Below are 18,095 nucleotides of genomic sequence, written 5' to 3' on the forward strand. Positions count from 1 at the left end.
GCGCTTGCTTCGCGCTTCCAGAGAACATTTGATTAAAAGGAAATGTTTGTCAGTTAGGATGAAGAGGAAGAAGATGATTTTTCTTCTTCTTTTGGTGTGATAAAAGCTACTTTGTTGTTTTTACGATCGCGATATCGAACGAAACCGGCGATAAACCAAATGCCAAAAACGACGAGAAACAGCCCGGTGAAAAACTGTAACCAAAGAAATGGAAAGGGGGCTTGTAACTCTTGAAACATCGTATCCCTCATTAATTTAATCCCAATCATCGCAAGTATCCCTGGTATCACGAGTATGAGTAGAGCAATGATCCTCACAAAAGGTTCCTCCTTTTACAAGTACATCACGATGAAATCTTCAAATTTTAACAAAATGATGTTCTTTTCTTTATTATAATGGAAGAAAGAATGTTTGTATAATGAACAAACAAAGAATAGAATATGATGGAGAAGAAAAAGACAACTAGTAGAAAGAGGGTAAAAACAGATGGAAGTATTTCAACGATTGGAACAAGAAGATTATGAACAAGTGATTTATTGTCAAGATCGCGCATCGGGGTTAAAGGCGATCATCGTTATTCATGACACAACCCTTGGCCCTGCCCTAGGAGGAGCGCGGATGTGGAATTATGCATCCGAAGAAGAAGCGTTAGAAGATGCCCTTCGTCTCGCAAAAGGAATGACGTATAAAAACGCTGCTGCCGGATTAAATTTAGGTGGCGGAAAAACAGTGATTATTGGAGACGCGCGGCGAGATAAAAATGAAGAAATGTTTCGGGCATACGGTCGCTACATCCAAGGTTTAAATGGTCGGTACATTACTGCAGAAGATGTTGGAACAACGGTTGAAGATATGGATATTATTTATCAAGAAACCGACTATGTAACCGGGGTTTCTCCTGCATTCGGTTCCAGTGGAAATCCTTCTCCTATGACGGCTTATGGGATTTATGTTGGCATGAAAGCAGCCGCAAAGGAAGCTTTTGGAAGTGATGATTTGTCCGGAAAAACGATTGCTGTGCAAGGAGTTGGAAATGTTGCCTATCATTTATGTTCTCACTTGCATGAAGAAGGGGCGAAACTAGTCGTTACCGACATTCATCAAGATGCGGTGGAGCGAGCTGTTCAAGATTTTCAGGCGGAAGCTGTCGACCCGAATGATATTTATGATGTCAATGCTGACATCTTTAGCCCTTGTGCACTTGGTGCGATTTTAAATGACGAAACGATTCCTCGCTTAAAAGCGAAAGTGGTAGCCGGTTCTGCTAATAACCAGTTAAAGGAAAATAGACATGGAGATATGTTGCATGAACGCGGTATCGTCTACGCTCCTGATTATGTCATTAATGCTGGTGGCGTCATTAATGTAGCCGATGAACTACATGGCTATAATAAAGAACGTGCAAAGAAAAAAGTGAGTGGTTTGTACGACAGAATGACCCAAATTTTTGAAGTGGCAAAGAGAGACGGAATTCCAACGCATCAAGCGGCTGACCGTTTAGCAGAAGAACGAATGGAAAAGGTAAAAAATGCTAGAAACACATTTTTACAAAATGAACATCATATTTTAAGTAGAAGAAGGAAGTAGCATATAGGAGAGGAGTGGATCGTGTGACACACTCGTATGACCTAGTCGTTCTTGGGGGCGGAACGGGCGGATATGTTGCAGCAATTAAAGCGGCGCAATCCGGTTTGAAAACAGCGATTGTGGAAAAAAAGAAATTAGGCGGAACTTGCTTACATAGTGGCTGCATTCCGAGTAAGGCGTTATTAAAAAGCGCCGAATTGTATGCTTTGATGAAAGAATCAGAGCAGTTTGGCATACACATGAAAGAAATAGCGCTTCATTTTTCTCAAGTGCAACGTCGGAAAGAAGAAATTATTGAGCGTTTATATAAGGGCGTACAATACTTAATGAAAAAAAATAACATTGACATATATGAAGGCCATGGGCGAATATTAGGGCCTTCTATCTTTTCGCCGACAGCGGGTACTGTTTCGGTAGAGATGAATGACGGGTCTGAAAACGTCCTATTAACACCGAAAAATATCATTATTGCGACAGGCTCTCGACCAAGATTGCTACCTTCCTTGGATACATCCTTTGAACAAGTTGTGACATCGGAAGAAGCTCTTTCTTTGAAGGAGCTTCCTCATTCTGTTGCCATCATTGGAGGGGGCGTGATTGGGGTGGAATGGGCCTCTTTACTTTCTGATTTTAATGTGGATGTAACAATCATTGAAGCAAACGACCGTATTTTGTCATCTGAAGACAGAGAGATTTCTGAAGAGTTGCAACGACGTTTAGAAAAGAGAGGAGTGAATGTGTGGACGAACGCTTCTTTTACTGTCCAAGAAAGAGAAAAGTCTCTTCAACTGACTGTTGCTTCTCATGGGACAACAGAAGAAGTCACTCCTGAAAAAATACTACTTGCGGTTGGTAGAAAAGGGAATATCGAACAGATAGGATTGGAAAATACAGACATCGTCGTAAAGGATGGCTGGATTGAGACAAACGAATATTATCAGACAAAAGAATCCCATATTTACGCCATTGGGGACGTGATTGGAGGTATGCAACTCGCCCATGTTGCAGCTCGAGAAGGCATCGTGGCTGTGGAGCATATTATCAATCAAAAGCCATGGACCTTTCATGATAAATCGGTTCCCGTTTGTGTCTACACGAGACCGGAAATCGCGCGAGTTGGATGGACGGAAGAGGAAGCAAAAAAGGCAGGATATGAAGTGAAAACTGGGACTTTCCCTCTTTCTGCAAATGGTAAAGCGTTGATTCATGGTGACGCCAATGGGTTTGTAAAAGTAGTGACCAACGCCAAAAACGACGATTTACTCGGCGTGCACATCATCGGATTGCATGCAACAGAACTGATTTCGGAAGCGTCTCTCGCAACGTATATGGATGCTTCTCAGTTGGAGTATAGCGAAGTGATCAGACCTCATCCATCACTTTCAGAAATGATCGGTGAAGCATCTCTTGGAGTCGTAGGGGAAGCAATTCACTTATGATTGGCAAAGGAGGCAACCAATGACCAAATCAAGACATCAACAATTAGGTTTATCGGACGAAAAAGCCTTAGAGATGTATGAAACGATGCTACTTGCCAGGAAACTGGACGAACGGTTATGGCTTTTAAATCGTGCTGGAAAAATTCACTTCGTCATCTCTTGTCAAGGACAAGAAGGAGTGCAAGTAGCAACTGCAATGGCCCTTGATAAAGATAAAGATTACATTCTTCCATATTATCGAGATTTAGGGATGGTATTACAATTTGGCATGACGGTAAAAGAAGTGATGCTTCATAGTTTTGCTAAAGCGACAGATCCAAACTCCGGTGGCAGACAGATGCCCAGTCACTTCGGACAGCGGAAAAATCGGATTGTGACCGGATCATCTCCTGTGACGACGCAAGTTCCTCACGCTGTCGGGTTTGCATTGGCAGCAAAAATGCAACAAAAAGATTTTGTCACTTTAACAAGTTTCGGAGAAGGCTCTTCCAATCAAGGAGATTTTCATGAAGGACTAAATTTTGCCGGTGTGCATCAATTACCGGTTGTCTTTCTATGTGAAAATAATCAATACGCGATTTCTGTCCCAACAGAAAAACAGTTGGCATGTGAAAAAGTGTCTGATCGCGCTGTTGGTTACGGTATGAAAGGTGTCACGATTGATGGAAATGATCCGTTAACAGTCTATGAAGTGATGAAGGAAGCGGTAGACCGTGCCCGTCTTGGTGGTGGTCCAAGTTTAATTGAAACCGTCTCGTACCGATTTACGCCCCATTCCAGTGATGATAACGATGCTTTTTATCGGGACAAAGAAGAAATAGAACAAGCGAGAGAAAAAGATTCATTAGTTGTTTATCGCACGTATTTAAAAGATATACATTTACTTACTGACGAGAAAGAAAAAGAAATCAACTCTCGGGTGGCTGAAATGATTGATGAGGCAACAACATATGCAGAAGAAGCGAAGGATCCGGATCCCCATACTTTACTTCATCACGTGTATGGTACTCCTCATGGAGGTGACAAAACGTGAGCGTAAAAACATATATTGAAGCGATCAGTGAAGCGTTAAAAGAAGAAATGATGAAAGATGAGCATGTTTTTGTTTTAGGAGAAGATGTAGGTAAAAAGGGAGGGGTCTTCCGCGTCACAGACGGTTTGATGGAACAGTTTGGAGAAGAGCGGGTGATGGATACACCTCTTGCTGAATCTGCTATTGCCGGGGTTGCTATTGGTGCGGCCATGTACGGCATGCGGCCTGTAGCGGAAATGCAATTTGCCGATTTTATTATGCCTGCGGTCAATCAGATTGTTTCGGAAGCAGCAAAGATTCGTTATCGCTCTAATGGAGATTGGCACTGTCCCGTGACGATTCGTGCACCTTTTGGCGGTGGCGTCCATGGGGGGTTGTATCATTCTCAGTCGGTAGAAGCATTGTTTGCGAATGTACCAGGTTTGAAAATTGTCATTCCATCTACGCCATATGATGCCAAAGGACTGTTGAAAGCAGCGATCCGAGATGAAGATCCTGTTTTGTTTTTTGAGCATAAACGGGCGTATCGCTTGATTAAAGGAGAAGTACCGGATGATGACTACACAGTTCCTTTAGGAGTTGCAGACGTAAAACGAGAAGGGGAAGATGTCACGATTATAACTTATGGACTTTGTGTTCATTTCGCGTTGGAAGCAGCAGAAGCCTTAGCAGAAGAAGGCATCTCCACCCATGTCGTTGATTTACGTACGGTGTATCCGTTAGATAAAGAGACGATTGTTGAAGCGGCCAAGAAAACGGGAAAAGTGCTGCTTGTGACGGAAGATAATAAAGAAGGAAGTGTGATCAGTGAAGTGGCTGCAGTGATTAGTGAAGCATGTTTATTCGACCTCGATGCCCCGATCGAACGTCTTGCTGCTCCTGACGTACCTGCCATGCCGTATTCACCTGCGTTGGAAAAAGAATTTATGATCACCGCAGAAAAGGTCGAAAAAGCACTTCGAAAGCTGGCGGAGTTTTAAAGGAGGAATCTTCAATGGCAAAAGAAGTAACGATGCCACAGCTTGGAGAAAGTGTCACTGAAGGGACGATTTCAAAGTGGCTAAAAGCAGAAGGAGATACGGTAAAAAAGTATGAAGCAATTGCCGAAGTGACGACGGACAAAGTAAATGCGGAAATCCCTTCTTCCTACACAGGGACGATCACAAAAATTGTGGCAGAAGAAGATACAACCATTCCAGTAGGGGAAGTCATTTGTTACATGGAGACAGAAGAAGCGGAAGAGATACAAACAGAAACGAAAGAGGAAACGATCAAGCATACTCAAAAAGAGGAGCAGAGCGATGCAGATCAATCGATGAAAACGAGATATTCGCCAGTTGTGTTACGCTTAGCAACGGAACATCAAATCGATTTAACGAAAGTAACCGGAACAGGAAAACATGGGCGTATTACGAGAAAAGATGTGGAAAAAGTCATTGCCGAAAAAGAAAACGTACACACTCCCGTCAATGAAGATCAGAAAATAGCAGTACCTGCTTCTATTCATGAACAAGGAGAAAAAATTCCTCTTTCTCCGGTTCGCAAACAAATCGCTCATCATACGACGAAGAGTTATCAAGAGATTCCTCACGCATGGATGATGACGGAAGCAGACGTTACCAACCTAGTTCGTTATCGTGAAAAAATAAAAGAAGAATTTCGTCAAAAAGAAGGGTACCCTATTACAGTTTTTGCTTTTTTCGTTTCGATTGTCGTAGACGCATTACGACAATTCCCTGAATTAAATGCTGTGTGGGGAAAAGATCATCTCATCCAAAAAAATGATATTCACTTGTCTATTGCCGTATCACCAAAAGATGAGTTATATGCTCCAGTTCTTCGTCATGCGGATGAGAAAAGCGTGAGAGGAATCGCGAAAGGAATATACCAATTAGCGGAAAAAGCGAAAAGATCGGAAATCACGCAAGAAGATTTAGCCGGAGGAACGTTTACCGTAAATAACACCGGTGCTTTCGGTTCCATTCAATCGGCTCCGATTATTAATTATCCGCAAGCTGCCATTGTCTCTTTTGAAAAAATAGTGAAAAGACCAATGGTCATGGAAGGGGATATGATTGCAATTAGGCATATGGTAAACATTTGCCTTTCCCTAGATCATCGCATATTAGACGGCAGAATTTGTGGGCAATTCCTGCAATATATTAAAGAACGGTTGGAACAGTTTCAACCGAATGAAATCAGTATACTGTAACGTTTTTCAATCAAAACCTAAGAATGCCGTACAACATTCTTAGGTTTTGATTTTGTATCTAAATCAGAATCATTACTATTTACATTTGTCAATGAATACGCTACACTAACAAAAGTAAAGAACGAGAGGAGGGGAAGTTCGATGAAACGAGGGGTTTTTATTTATAGTGTTTTATTGTTTCTAATGATTATTCTTTCAGGTTGTGGTGAAGAACAAGAAGAAATAAATGAAGAAAAGGATGAGGTGCTTACGGTCTATACGACACTGTTTGTTTGGGAAGATATCGCCACACAAATTGGAGGAGAACATGTTCAAGTAAAAAACATCGTACCACCTGGAAGTGACGCCCACAGTTTTGAACCTACTGCGCAAATGATGATTGATATCGCAGAAGCAGACGCATTTATATATACCGGTCAAGGGATGGAAGGGTTTGCTGACGCCGTCGAAAAAGCAGTATCGAACGAAAATACAAAGATGATTCAAGTGACAGAAGGAATGCAACTAAATGAAAGTGACGCACATGGACATGAAGACCATGAGGGTCATCATCATGATGTAGACCCTCATGTTTGGCTCGATCCCGTGCTCATGGTGGAAGCCGTAGAGACGATTTCCGCTGCTTTTAGCGACTTACTGCCTGAGCACCAGCATACTTTTCTTGAAAATAAAAACCGCATCGTTGCGGATATCGAAGAATTACACGAACAATTTACTGAAGTGGTGAATGAAGCGGAACGTAAAACAATCGTTGTGTCACATAGAGCTTATGGGTATTGGGAAGAACGCTATGGAATAGAACAATTAGCATTGACAGGATTAGATCCCGCCTATGAACCTTCTCAAAAAGAGATAGAAGAAATGATCGCACGGATAAAAAATGAAAAGATTCCATACATTTTAGTAGAATCAAACATCTCCGCAAAAGTAGCAGATGTCATTCAATCAGAGACGGGAGTGGAAAGGCTTCCGATTCATAATCTTGAAACGGTAACGGAAGAAGAGCAAAAAAAAGGATATATGGAATTGATGGAAGAAAACATTGCACACGTCCAGCAAGCATTGGAATAATAAAAATAAAAAGCCCATTGCTTGTATCTTCTTTGTAAGATTCGATACAATGAATAGTGATAAATAAAACGAAAAGAAAGGAAGGTTCTTGATGGAATTTAATTTTTACGTCAATGATGTCGTTGAACCGGCAAGACGGGAAATCGAAGAAGCTGGATATACTTCACTGCGCACACCGGAAGAAGTGGAGGAAGCGTTAGAAAGTGAAGGAACAACCTTGGTGATGGTTAACTCTGTTTGTGGCTGTGCCGGAGGAGTAGCTCGTCCTGCAGCAGCATACATTCGCAATTATGAAAAGCAACCAGATCGCTTTGTAACGGTATTTGCCGGGCAAGATAAAGAAGCAACGGAAAAAGCACGTTCCTACTTCACTGGTTACCCGCCATCTTCCCCGTCCTTTGCTATTTTAAAAGATGGAAAGATTCACCGCATGGTCGAACGTCACGAAATTGAAGGACACGAACCAATTGAAGTCGCCCAAAAATTAGAAGAAGCCCTTGATGAAATTTTATAATCGAGATAAAGCTCCTCGCTGAATGGGGGGCTTTTTTTCTTGACGTTTTGCCGTGTTCATTTGTATAATTCAATCACGATTGAAAACAAAGGATGGAATAACATGAATGCATTATATGATCAAATACAAGTTTATTTAAACATGGATGAAGAGATTTCGTTTGAAGAATTTCAGGATTATTACAAAAAAGTGATGAAAAAACTTGAGGAGAATGCTAATCAGTTAAGTGAAGATGGCGTGTGGAAAGCGCTATTTGTTACGGAGACGCTCATGTCGAATGCAGAACACCGCGAACATACCGCAAAGAAAAAGGCGGAAGCGAAAAAGTTTCATAAAATGAAACATCGTACCCAGTTGTATGCGGAACATTTTACGAAACGTTTAAACGAACTAGGCTACAATGAGGAAGATATCGGGCGCGTGTTTGAAGAAATGTTAGAGGAAGGCAGCCATTCGGATTAATTTTTGGTTGACTTTTCTTGATCCTCTCGGTAAAATATAATCTGTCTTGTGAAAAAGGTGTGCGCCTATGGTGAAATGGATATCACGCGAGATTCCGGTTCTCGTATTCCAGGTTCGAATCCTGGTAGGCGCGCCATCTATACGTATATGTTTTTAAAACTGCTGCATTGCAGTTTTTTTGTTTTGTATAAGCCCTTTTAGAAGAAGAGAAACTAAACATACATTTCTCTTCGGAAGGGGTATGTCCATTGAAAATCTTTCTTTCATTGTTTTTATCTCTATTATGGCCGTTAAATAGCGAGGTGTTACCCGGAGACCCTTATCTCATTGTGAATAAAGAAACGAATGAATTAGCATATTTTGAAGATGGGGAAAAGTTATATCATCATCCGGTAGCTACGGGGAAAACGGAGACGTTAACACCAGAAGGAGAGTTTATTGTCATTGTAAAAGCGGTTCAACCTTATTACCGGAAGTTAGATATAAAGGGTGGAGATCCGAACAATCCGCTTGGAAGTCGTTGGATTGGCTTTGACGCCGACGATACAGATGGACGCACGTACGGGATTCACGGAACAAATAACCCGCAATCGATTGGAAAATACGTATCAGAAGGCTGTATTCGCATGCATAATGAACATATTAATAAAATGTTTGAACATGTTCGCATAGGAACAAAAGTATGGATTGTAAAGGAAAAGACTTCCATCGACACCCTCGCGCAAAGAAAAGGTGTCTTGGATTCGACTAATAAATAGAAATCGAGATAACAGTTCATGGGACGTTTCCAATAGAGTCTCATGAATTTTTTATATGACAGAAGGCAAACTGGATGTCTGAAGTACCGATGCAAAAGTATGTCAAACTTTACAGGAAACGTGGATACTTTTTCGATTTAAAGTGTTAAATGACCAATTATTAATGTAATGAGGGTAAAAAGTGTCGTATAATCGCTTCATAGAACCTTTCTTCGTGAAAAAGCTGCGTAAAATGGTCGTATGAAAGCTTGGAATAGTCATAATGAAGCGATTTAGACTCCAATTTAATGGGCATGCGACCAATTATCAGGAATGAAAGGAAAATAGATGTCGCATGAATGCTTCATGGGGCATCTATTTTACGTAAAAATCTCGAAAAAAGTGTCGTATAGCCGTTAGAAATGGTAATAATTAGGAGAAAAAACGGTCATTTTACGTTTCATGCGACGTATTTTTGTGAAGAAAGGAAGGATAGATGTCTCATGATCCTTTCATACGACCGATTATTTCATATAAAAATCGTTGAATGGTCGCATGACTTGATCAAGGCAGAAGCTAGAACAGGAATTCTGTCCAAAGTGGTTCTTCAGCTAAGAACGCACACATCCTTCGTTTACTCCGACTTTTGTCCCCGTCCTTCCATCGCCTACGCGCCTAACCGATTGCTTCCGCTTTTCTCTGTCTAGCTCCAGAGCCTACTCGCTCGAGTCGCTTCAGGTCGCTGAAGAAGCCAAAAAACGGCTTCTTTCACCGCCCTTCCAGCGCTTGTCGCTCGTGAGCAAGGCTTATTTATGTCTAGCTCCAGCAATCAGGCATTTGAACGCTTCAGATCATGGCAGAAGTCAAAAACCGGACTTCTGTCCATGTCCTTCCAGCGTCTTCATGCCTAACCGATTGCTTCCGCTTTTCTTTATAAAAACGTGGCGGCGCCGGTGAGGAGTGTTCCTACAACTAATGTTATAATCATAATGTAAATGATAATACGTTGGAATCTTTTTGGCATATCTTTACCTCCAGACAGTTTACTTACTGTTTATTTTACGTTTAAATGAGGGTGAGACTCAAGTTTTATGATGTCAATTTCCAAAAAGAATGGAGATGAGAGAATGAAAGAAGCGCCTAAAAAAATTGATCACATTGGGATTGCGGTAAAATCAATTGAGGAACATGTCCCTTTTTATGAAAATGTTTTAAAACTTCCATTATTAAGAACAGAGGAAGTGGCGTCGCAAAAAGTGAAAGTGGCTTTTATTGGTATTGGAGAGTCGAAAATAGAATTGTTAGAACCGCTCGATGAATCAAGTCCGATTGCGAAATTCCTGGAGAAAAAAGGAGAAGGGATTCATCACGTCGCTTTAGGTGTCACTGATATTGAATCACGTTTAAAAGAAATTCAAAAAGATGGGATTCAAGCGATTGATGAAAGGCCGAAAAAAGGTGCCGGAGGGGCGGATGTTGCGTTCTTACATCCAAAGTCAACCGGTCGGGTATTGTTTGAATTGTGCGAGAAAAAAGAGTAAATGAAGGAGGGAGTACGGTGATTAATAAACAAAGACTCGTTGATGAATTTATAGAGCTCGTTCAAATTGATTCCGAAACGACAAAAGAAGAAAAAATAGGTGCTGTATTAAAAGAAAAGTTTACATCTCTTGGTCTTGAAGTAGTAGAAGATGATGCGAAAGAAAAAACAGGACACGGAGCTGGGAATTTAATTTGTACGTGGCACGGAAACGTCCCATCTGCAGACCCTATTTATTTTACTTCCCACATGGATACCGTCGTTCCCGGAGAAGGCATTCAACCAAAAATAGAAGATGGAATCATTCGCTCGGATGGAACGACCATTTTAGGAGCGGATGATAAGGCCGGGATTGCCGCGATGTTGGAGAGTATCCGCACCATTCAAGAAAACAATCTGCCACATGGGACAATTCAATTTGTTATTACTGTGGGAGAAGAAGCGGGACTGGTTGGTGCGAAAGCATTGAATGCTTCTCTTTTACAAGCAAAGTACGGTTTTGCGTTAGACAGCGATGGAGAAGTCGGAAATATCATCGTCGCAGCACCTTACCAAGCCCAGTTTAACATTCAAGTGAATGGAAAAACGGCTCACGCCGGGGTTGCGCCTGAAAAAGGAATATCTGCTATTACGGTTGCGGCGAAAGCAATTGCAAAAATGCCATTAGGACGAATCGATGAAGAGACGACTGCAAATATTGGTCGTTTTGAAGGAGGAACCCAAACGAACATCGTCTGTGACAAAGTCCATATTACTGCAGAAGCTCGTTCTCTTTCTGAAGAGAAATTACATACACAAGTAAATAAAATGACAACTGCGTTTGAAGAGACAGCGAAGGAAATGGGAGCGACAGCGGAAGTAAACTCGGAAATCGTGTATACTGGTTTTAAATACACGAAAGAAGATACCGTCGTTCAAATTGCGATGAAAGCAAGTGAAAGAATTGGCCGAAAGCCGAAACTGCTTCGAAGCGGTGGCGGAAGCGATGCAAACATCATTGCGGGATACGGTGTTCCGACAGTCAACTTATCTGTAGGTTACAAAGATATTCATACGACGAATGAACATATTGCCATTGGAGATCTCGTGAAGTTAACGGAGATGGTCAATGCCGTCGTTCAAGAAGTCGTCGCCAATACGTGAGTAGGAGGGGAAGAGAATGAATGAGGGGCGGACGTGGAAAGGAAAAGTTATTTTTCACGTCGACATGAACAGTTTTTACGCGTCAGTAGAAAAAGTGTACAATCCTTCTTTAAAACATCAGCCGGTGGCAATAGCCGGAAATCCGAAAGAGCGACGAGGTATTGTCGTAACGGCAAGTTATGAAGCGAGAGCACGCGGCGTGAAAACTACGATGCCGGTATGGGAAGCCCGTGAAAAATGCCCGGATCTCATCATTCTTCCCCCTGATTTTGAAAAATACCGAGCGATGTCTCGTCAAATATTTGAACTTCTTCGGTCGTACTCTCCGCTTGTCGAGCCGGTATCCATTGATGAAGGGTATGTCGACATGACTTCTTATTTTCCAGCGCAAGAGATCGGCCAAGTAGCTAAAGGAATGCAACAAAAACTGTTAGAGCAATTAGGCCTTCCTGCAAGCATCGGGATTGCACCGAACAAATTTTTAGCGAAAATGGCAAGCGATATGAAAAAGCCTCTCGGCATTACGATTCTTCGCAAACGTGAACTTCCAGAAAAACTATGGCCGTTGCCGGTAGAAGAAATGCATGGAGTTGGAAAAAAGTCCGCGCAACAACTGCGCAGATTAGGTATTCATACCATTGGTGATTTGGCGACGCATTCTTCGACGTTTTTAGAACTGCGTTTCGGCAAGAAAGGCAGACTGTGGAGCGAACGGGCCAATGGAATGGATTATCGCAAAGTAGACCCGGAATCGGTTCATGAAGTAAAAAGTGTCGGCAACTCAACGACCCTACCGTATGACGTAGAAGATAAAGAAGAATTAAAAAAGGTGTTAAAGCAGTTATCTGAAAAAGTGGCGAAACGTTTGAAAGAAAAAGAAGTGTGTACCGATAACATTCAGCTGACGATTCGCTACAACGATCGCCGCACCATTACAAGAAGTGAGACACTTCCTGATGCGCTTATGGATGCAAGGGATATATATAACCAAGCAGTTTCTCTTTTCGAGCAATATTGGAATGAAAAAGGAGTCAGATTGTTAGGAGTTACCGCTTTAGATGTTATCCCTCTTTCTGATGCGTCGAAACAGTTGGATTTGTTCACGTATGAGCGTGAAAACAAAGAAATGAAAATAAATAAAACGATCTCGAAGCTAGTGGATAAATATGGAGACGATATTATCCGAAGAGGTACGATCGATGAACGGTGACGAGTCTTTACGGCTCGTTTTTTCTTTGTTAAAGGGTAAAAAAAACAGAAAATTAGCCGATATGAGAAGTAAGAGAATGACATTCGGAGGGAACGCCATGCAAAAAGTGTCCCAAGCATTATTAAAACAAAACCAAGAAACACCACTTCGTCTTCAAGAAGGTGGGAAATATCGGGCGAAAGTGGTTGATAGAATAGATGATCGAAAAGCGGTTGTAAATATTCAAGGCTCAAATCAAACAGTCCGATTTGAAGGAACGTTCCCAAAAGGCAATCATATCACCGTAGAAATTGCCGGAAGAAAAGATGGTGTCGTGACCGTTCGTGAAATAGAATCGCAACCTTCCCCACAAGAGACACGTTCCCAAGACGCTGTTCGGGAAGCGTTGAGACAAGCAAAAATTGAACGTCCTTCTGAAGGGCTTTTGCAAGCAGCCCGACAAGTGGAAAGACATATGCCGGTCACGAAAGAAACGATCGAACATTTACAACGATTTATGTCGGACGAACGAATGCCTTTGGATGCGAAGCTACATACGGTTCGGGCAGCAGCAATGAAACAAGTGCCCATCACTGAAACAAATTTACGTCACATCCATGAAAGTTTGCATCATCACCGCATGGCAGATACGTTAAATGAAGCTCGTACGAAAGACGCACAAGTGACAGATGAACGAGTCGATCGGGCTATTCGGCAAGCGGTGGAACAGCTAAAAAGTAATATTTCACAGGAGCGAGGGCGCTTGCAAACATTTAGAGAGACGATTGCTTTCATCCGACAAGGGCTAGAAAGAGGAATGGCACTGGAAGAAGGGAAAGCCCGCGTGCAAAAAGAAGTGCTATCCCATCCGGAGTTGACAGCAAAAGAAGCGAAATTGTTACGAAAAGCGTTAAAAGAAGCGGATGTATTACAAGACACCGGGCGCCGCCGGTTAGCGCAGGCGTTAGAAAAACTAGAGATAGAAAGAATTCCAGTAGAATCATCATCCGTACGAGGAGAAAGGGGAAACTTAAGAGAAACGTTGCAATCCATTGAACGAGCGTTGCTGCAAGGGACATCTTTCAAAGATGTAAAAGAACGAATTGAAAGAGAAGTGTTACGACATGCAGACTTATCTGGCAGCCAATCAACTACTTTAAGAAAACTCCTGGGAGAGATGACGGGAACGGACTCTTCCGCACGTGCTCGCCTGCACCAATTCCTTCAACAACTAATTCAAGAAACGAGTTCTGTTGGAAAAAGAATGGAAGAACAAGTTACTACTTTACTTCAACAAGCACAAAAGGAAAAAATAGATGTCGCGTCTCTTTTGTTGCAAATGGGGGGAAGTGAAAAGGAAGCAAGTCGCATTCAAGCGTTAGTCAAACAAGCGCTACAATTGGATCAAGTTGCAGGAGAAAGATTAATGGAAGCTTTACTAAAAATCGAACGCTCCTCTTCTTACAATATTCAAGTGTTACTAACGACGTTTCAATCAGCGGTTCAAAAAGAACCAAATTTTTCCCAAGTATTCACACGTATACAAGAACAATTGATACCAATTCTCCAAGAACAAGGCCAAAAGGAAGTCGTGAAACAACTGCCGAAAATTGAAGCGCTCATACATACTGGCAAAGAACTGCAAGCCCGAGAACAAACTTTTCGTTTGCTTGAAGAAATCACAAACATCACCCGCTCACAAAACAGCGTTTCCGCAACGTATGCGGAAGATGAACAACGGTTTGCAAACATTCCATTTGAAACGAAACAATTACTGGAAACTCGCATTACCGAACGATTACACAAATTAGCAGCGGATTTTAAAACGTTGCAAGACCAAGCAGTGAAGCAGCTACAACAAATCGAACAGCGCATCGCACAACAGCAACGTCCAGACGCAAGACAATTGCTGGAATCGACGATCAAACAACTGGACCGTGCGATTTTACGAAGCGATGCGATGCTATTTACCGATATGAAAACGGAGAAACAATTATTGCAAGCGAGCGGACAATTAGCCGAAGCGAAAAAACTGTTACAACAAGGACAGCTTCAACAAGCAAAACAAATTGTGAACCAAGTGCGCCAAATGATAGAAAAGGTTACTTTCCAACCGAGTGAACAGAAAATAAAACAATTTGTCTTACAAGAAGAACAACCGATTGCAAGACATCGAAGTGCTCTTACCCAAACGGCCGATCGAGTGGTTGATTACGGACGACAAATAACGAATGAACCGTCTGCGCGTCTAATGTTCGAATTCATTCGCACGCTCGGATTAAACCGAGACAGTGAATTGGCCCAGTTGTTAACGCATGGAACGAAAGGAGACGGATTACACACGTCGACGCAAACAGTGAAAGATAGTCTTCTTCAACTATTAAAAGACGATGCGAAGACAAGTCCACAAGCAAATCAAACACTGTCCCATTTAAGCGGACAACAATTGTTAAGCAAATCGGAAGTCGGTACAAACATGCAACACTTGTACTTTCATGTGCCTCTTCCTTTCAAAGAAAAATTGGAAGATATCGAAGTATACGTGCAAGCGCGGGAAAACGGAGAAATGCTTGATTGGGAAAATTGCACCCTCTATTTTAAATTGAACACTCCGAAGTTAGGAGAAACTGGTATCGTCATTCAAGCAAAAGATCGCCAGTTATCCATCACTTTAAAAAATGATCAAGAGGACTTTTCAGCAAAAATGCAACCGCTCGTCGAAAAAACCGTCGCTTCCATTAGTGCGCTTGGGTATCAACTGAATGATATTCAGTACACAACGCTCACAACGGAAACGATGAATGAAGAAAATCAAGAAGAAGAGACAGGAGCATTAACTCCTTTTTACACGGAAGAAGGGTTTGATTATAAAATATGAGTCATCATTTTTATTACGACCAACAACGACGTCGCGAAAAAAACGGACCGACCGCTGCCGTCATTAAGTATGAAGAAGGAGAAACTCCGCGTGTCACTGCCAAAGGAACGGGAGAAGTCGCGAAACAAATTTTAGCTTTGGCGAAAGAGCATAACATCTATATGCAAGAAGATCCTACCCTTTTGGAAAGTTTGCTTGATATGGACTTAGGAGAAAATGTTCCTCCGCAGCTATACTCCGTCATCGCAGAAATCCTTCTTTTAATTGAAGAAATGGAAAAAGAGTATTAACAATCATTAAAATGCACCGATATAAGAATTAGTGAAAGAGAAAGAGAGGTGGGACGTGATGTCCTTTTTATCTGAGGAACTGATTTATCAAAAGTCCCCACAAGAGTTGACGATGCTTCTGTATGAAGCGTGTGAACGAAATATCGAAGAGGCACTACAAGCTTTTGATGAAAAAGATTACATAGAAGTAAATTTCAAATTGCAACGAGCGGTGGACATTATCGAACGACTTGGCGCTGGATTAAACTATGAAGCTGGCATTATTGCCGATCAATTAGATCAAGTGTATAACTATATGAGCGATACGTTAATCGAAGCAAATGTAAAAAAAGACCGACAAAAAGTGGAAACGGTCTTACGCATTTTACGAGATATTGCTACCGCTTGGAAAGCAGCTTGTGATACACAAGAAGATAAACAAACAATTGTCACGAAACAACGGACAAACGCCTACGAACAAAATATGATGTACGACAATGAATAGGAAGCATTCCTGTAATGAAGAAATTTGAGGTTTAACAAAAAAGAGCCTCCTTGGTATAGTACAGGATGTCGATGCATCGACTCCGAAATTAGAAAACCAAGGAGGACTCAAAATGAATTATACGCAAAATCAAAAAATTACGCAAATCACACCATCAACCTTAATTATTGGCATTGATATTGCCAAAGACAAACACGTCGCACGTGCACAAGATGATCGAGGAATCGAATTTGGTAAACGATTGATCTTTGACAACCGAATCAATGGCTTTGAGCGATTGTTGAAATGGGTTCAATCCCACATGAAAGAACACCAGAAAGACCATGTCATTTTTGGTGTAGAGCCAACAGGACAGTTCTGGTTTAATCTCGCCTATTATCTCAAAGCACGTGGCTATGACTTTGTACTCGTCAATCCGATGCATGTTAAGAAAAGCAAAGAACTTGATGATAACTCGCCAACAAAGAATGATACAAAAGATGCGAAGGTGATTGCACAGCTCATGAAAGACGGGCGATACTCTGTACCCAACCTACTCGAAGGCATTTACGCCGAATTACGAGAAGGCATCAAATTACGAGATCAACTCGTCAAACAGCTTATGATCATCGAAGGTCGCACGCAGAATTGGCTTCATCGTTACTTTCCTGAATTTCTTGATGTGTTTGCGGATTGGAAAGGGAAAGCTGCCATTCACACCTTGCGGCTGTTTCCATTGCCTGCTGAGATTCAAGCCATGACACCGGAAGAAATTGTCTTGAGATGGAAGCCGTTCGTCAGACGTGGTGTTGGAATCAAACGAGCAGAACAGCTTGTGCTAGCTGCCAACGAAAGTGTTGGATTAACAGTAGGCACAACGTTTGCCAAACGTGAACTAGCTAGTCTTCTTGAACAGTATGACTTATACAAACAACAAGTTCAATCGCTTGATGAAGACTTAGAAGACATGGTAAAGGAAATCCCTGGTGCCACTGAGATGATGAACATCCCTGGTTTAGGTGCCATTACCGTTGCCACACTTTACGCAGAAGCAGGCGATCTAAGAAACTATAATCACCCACAACAATTAGTGAATCTGGCAGGGCTATCGCTTCGTGAATACAGTTCAGGGAAATATAAGGGCGAGACAAGGATCACGAAACGAGGACGAAAACGACTACGCAGAGCCTTATATTTAGCGATTCGCCCCCTTGTTGCCCATAACTCAACCTTTAAAGCCCTGCATCAATATTACACGAAACGCCCTGAACGTCCATTAAAGAAACAACAGTCGCTCATCGCTTTATGTTGTAAATTACTACGTGTCTTATTTGTCATCGGTAACAAACAATGCGCATTTGATGGTGTCAAGTTATTACGAGGGTTACCTCAACTAGAAACATTGCAGGTAGCTTAAAAAATAATTCTAGTATTTTCTTCTTAGCCTGACGCAGTGTCCCATTCCTGGGATAGCCTGTCAAGGAAAGCACTTGACTGTCTATCCCAGGAATGGCGTGGGGTCAACAAGCTAAGAAGA

At 41.9% G+C, this 18,095-nt stretch carries 18 protein-coding genes and 1 tRNA gene; 17 read left to right on the forward strand and 2 right to left on the reverse strand.

The genetic code is table 11. The features are described 5' to 3' along the window. Positions 1–53: 53 nt before the first annotated feature. Positions 54–317, reverse strand: coding sequence for a DUF2627 domain-containing protein (locus tag GJS40_RS14380; RefSeq protein ID WP_270898538.1), 264 nt, complete (start codon positions 315–317; stop codon positions 54–56). A 169-nt stretch (positions 318–486) separates the two neighbouring features. Here GJS40_RS14380 and GJS40_RS14385 point away from each other — a divergent pair, with 169 nt between their 5' ends. From GJS40_RS14385 to GJS40_RS14430, 10 genes are all read left to right on the forward strand, one after another. Next, positions 487–1,587, forward strand: coding sequence for a Leu/Phe/Val dehydrogenase (locus GJS40_RS14385; RefSeq protein ID WP_270898539.1), 1,101 nt, complete (start codon positions 487–489; stop codon positions 1,585–1,587). A gap of 23 nt (positions 1,588–1,610) precedes the next feature. Next, positions 1,611–3,026, forward strand: coding sequence for a dihydrolipoyl dehydrogenase (lpdA, locus tag GJS40_RS14390; RefSeq protein ID WP_270898540.1), 1,416 nt, complete (start codon positions 1,611–1,613; stop codon positions 3,024–3,026). A 19-nt stretch (positions 3,027–3,045) separates the two neighbouring features. After that, on the forward strand, positions 3,046–4,059 hold the full coding sequence (locus tag GJS40_RS14395) for a thiamine pyrophosphate-dependent dehydrogenase E1 component subunit alpha (RefSeq protein ID WP_270898541.1): 1,014 nt from the start codon (positions 3,046–3,048) through the stop codon (positions 4,057–4,059). Further along, positions 4,056–5,039 (forward strand): alpha-ketoacid dehydrogenase subunit beta, encoded by a 984-nt coding sequence (locus GJS40_RS14400; RefSeq protein WP_270898542.1) that lies wholly within the window; start codon positions 4,056–4,058, stop codon positions 5,037–5,039. The genes GJS40_RS14395 and GJS40_RS14400 overlap by 4 nt, the downstream gene beginning before the upstream one ends. Before the next feature lie 14 nt (positions 5,040–5,053). Continuing rightward, the gene (locus tag GJS40_RS14405; protein ID WP_270898543.1) at positions 5,054–6,271 is read left to right on the forward strand and encodes a dihydrolipoamide acetyltransferase family protein; all 1,218 of its coding nucleotides are present in this window, start codon (positions 5,054–5,056) and stop codon (positions 6,269–6,271) included. A gap of 141 nt (positions 6,272–6,412) precedes the next feature. Beyond that, positions 6,413–7,342, forward strand: coding sequence for a metal ABC transporter substrate-binding protein (locus tag GJS40_RS14410; protein WP_270898544.1), 930 nt, complete (start codon positions 6,413–6,415; stop codon positions 7,340–7,342). 91 nt (positions 7,343–7,433) lie between these two features. Next, positions 7,434–7,856 carry a BrxA/BrxB family bacilliredoxin gene (locus GJS40_RS14415; RefSeq protein WP_270898545.1) on the forward strand — a complete coding sequence of 141 codons (423 nt, stop codon included), beginning with the start codon at positions 7,434–7,436 and terminating at the stop codon, positions 7,854–7,856. Positions 7,857–7,958: 102 nt separating this feature from the next. After that, complete coding sequence (locus GJS40_RS14420; protein ID WP_270898546.1) at positions 7,959–8,318, forward strand: hypothetical protein; 360 nt, start codon at positions 7,959–7,961, stop codon at positions 8,316–8,318. A gap of 61 nt (positions 8,319–8,379) precedes the next feature. Further along, positions 8,380–8,454, forward strand: a tRNA-Arg gene (locus GJS40_RS14425). Between the two features lie 112 nt (positions 8,455–8,566). Next, on the forward strand, positions 8,567–9,076 hold the full coding sequence (locus GJS40_RS14430) for a L,D-transpeptidase (RefSeq protein WP_377902104.1): 510 nt from the start codon (positions 8,567–8,569) through the stop codon (positions 9,074–9,076). Between the two features lie 910 nt (positions 9,077–9,986). On the opposite strand, the gene prli42 is transcribed toward GJS40_RS14430, so the two are convergent. Beyond that, complete coding sequence (prli42, locus tag GJS40_RS14435; protein WP_270898547.1) at positions 9,987–10,079, reverse strand: stressosome-associated protein Prli42; 93 nt, start codon at positions 10,077–10,079, stop codon at positions 9,987–9,989. A gap of 103 nt (positions 10,080–10,182) precedes the next feature. Here prli42 and mce point away from each other — a divergent pair, with 103 nt between their 5' ends. The 7 genes from mce to GJS40_RS14470 all read left to right on the forward strand — a co-directional run bounded on the left by mce (position 10,183) and on the right by GJS40_RS14470 (position 17,975). Beyond that, the gene (mce, locus tag GJS40_RS14440) at positions 10,183–10,596 is read left to right on the forward strand and encodes a methylmalonyl-CoA epimerase (protein WP_270898548.1); all 414 of its coding nucleotides are present in this window, start codon (positions 10,183–10,185) and stop codon (positions 10,594–10,596) included. Positions 10,597–10,613: 17 nt separating this feature from the next. After that, entirely contained in the window at positions 10,614–11,738 is a 1,125-nt protein-coding gene (locus GJS40_RS14445; protein WP_270898549.1) for a M20/M25/M40 family metallo-hydrolase, read from the forward strand. 16 nt (positions 11,739–11,754) lie between these two features. Further along, positions 11,755–12,948, forward strand: coding sequence for a DNA polymerase IV (locus tag GJS40_RS14450; protein WP_270898550.1), 1,194 nt, complete (start codon positions 11,755–11,757; stop codon positions 12,946–12,948). Continuing rightward, positions 12,938–15,805 (forward strand): hypothetical protein, encoded by a 2,868-nt coding sequence (locus tag GJS40_RS14455; RefSeq protein WP_270898551.1) that lies wholly within the window; start codon positions 12,938–12,940, stop codon positions 15,803–15,805. The genes GJS40_RS14450 and GJS40_RS14455 overlap by 11 nt, the downstream gene beginning before the upstream one ends. Next, positions 15,802–16,095, forward strand: coding sequence for an EscU/YscU/HrcU family type III secretion system export apparatus switch protein (locus tag GJS40_RS14460; protein WP_270898552.1), 294 nt, complete (start codon positions 15,802–15,804; stop codon positions 16,093–16,095). Before GJS40_RS14455 ends, GJS40_RS14460 begins: the two co-directional genes overlap by 4 nt. A gap of 58 nt (positions 16,096–16,153) precedes the next feature. Next, entirely contained in the window at positions 16,154–16,579 is a 426-nt protein-coding gene (fliS, locus tag GJS40_RS14465) for a flagellar export chaperone FliS (RefSeq protein ID WP_270898553.1), read from the forward strand. Positions 16,580–16,691: 112 nt separating this feature from the next. After that, complete coding sequence (locus GJS40_RS14470; protein ID WP_270898554.1) at positions 16,692–17,975, forward strand: IS110 family RNA-guided transposase; 1,284 nt, start codon at positions 16,692–16,694, stop codon at positions 17,973–17,975. Positions 17,976–18,095 lie beyond the last annotated feature (120 nt).

The sequence above is a fragment of the Aliibacillus thermotolerans genome (genome assembly GCF_027853235.1).
Classification (GTDB): domain Bacteria; phylum Bacillota; class Bacilli; order Bacillales; family Marinococcaceae; genus Aliibacillus; species Aliibacillus thermotolerans.